The 1193-nt window shown below is 66.6% G+C and carries 2 protein-coding genes; both read left to right on the forward strand.

The features are described from left to right. A partial coding sequence (locus ABT147_RS47215) for a transposase (protein ID WP_351418744.1) occupies nt 1-255 on the forward strand: 255 nt, incomplete at its 5' end. After that, complete coding sequence (locus tag ABT147_RS47220) at nt 243-1163, forward strand: IS3 family transposase (protein WP_351418746.1); 921 nt, start codon at nt 243-245, stop codon at nt 1161-1163. The genes ABT147_RS47215 and ABT147_RS47220, both read left to right, overlap by 13 nt. Nucleotides 1164-1193 lie beyond the last annotated feature (30 nt).

Below are 1193 nucleotides of genomic sequence, written 5' to 3' on the forward strand. Positions count from 1 at the left end.
TTCCGCGAGGGGGCTGTGCGGATCGTCACGGAGACCGGCAAGACGATCGCCGAGGTCGCCGAGGACCTGGGGATCAACGAGACCACCCTGGCGAGCTGGGTCTCCCGTGCCCGTCGGGCAGGGACCGCACCGGCCGGCGAAAGTGACGAGCTGGAGCGGTTGCGGCGGGAGAACGCCCAGCTCAAGCGGGACAACAAGGAACTGGTCATGGAGCGTGATGTCCTCAAACGCTGCATGGTCCTGTGGGTGAAGTAGCCGTGGCGGACCCGGCGTCCGTCGTCGGGGTGATCAGCGACTTCAGGACCGAGCACGGCATTTCGCACCGCGTCTCCTGCCGCGCCCTGGGCGTGAGTGAGTCGTGGTTCTACAAACACCGCACCCGTCAGCCCACCAGGCGTGAGCTGCGCAGACAGCATCTGATCGAAGCGGTGAAGGCAGAGTTCGACGCGTCCGGCGGCACCTACGGCTCGCCGAAGATCTGGATCAGGCTGGTGAGGCAGGGCTGGCGGGTCTCGGTGAACACCATCGCGAAGATCATGGCCGAGCTGGGCCTGGTCGCGCGGAAGGTGCGCAGACGGCGGGGGCTGACCCGGCCGGGCAGACGGCCGGCCGCCCCGGACTTCGTGCGCCGCGACTTCATCGCCGAGGCGCCCGACCTGGTCTGGTGCGGGGACATGACGGAGATCGAGACCGGTGAGGGCAAGCTGTATTTGGCCACGGTCATCGATCTGTTCTCCCGCCGCCTGCTCGGGTATGCGATGGGTGCCCGTCACGATGCCGAACTGGTCGTCGCCGCTCTGCACATGGCCGCGGCGACTCGCGGCGGGGACGTCCGCGGTGTCATTTTCCATACGGACCGCGGCAGCGAGTACGGCTCTCGGAGGTTCCGCCGGGTCTGTCGCCGGCTGGGCGTCTTCCAGTCCATGGGACGGGTCGGCTCGTGCTTCGACAATGCCGTCAGCGAGGCATTCAACAGTGTGCTGAAGGTCGAGTACGTCCACCGGCACGCCTTCGCCACACGCACCGAGGCCCGAATCCGGATCGCGACCTGGATCACCGACTTCTACAACAGCCGTCGGCTACACAGCGTGTGCGGCTTCAAGAGCCCGATCGACTACGAAAACGACTACTGGGCCAGCCTCGGTGAGGGGCTGGCTGCATAGGAAGGTCTCCGCGATTCGAGGGGATTGACA

This window comes from Streptomyces sp. NPDC001868 (assembly GCF_040297125.1).
Lineage (GTDB): Bacteria > Actinomycetota > Actinomycetes > Streptomycetales > Streptomycetaceae > Streptomyces.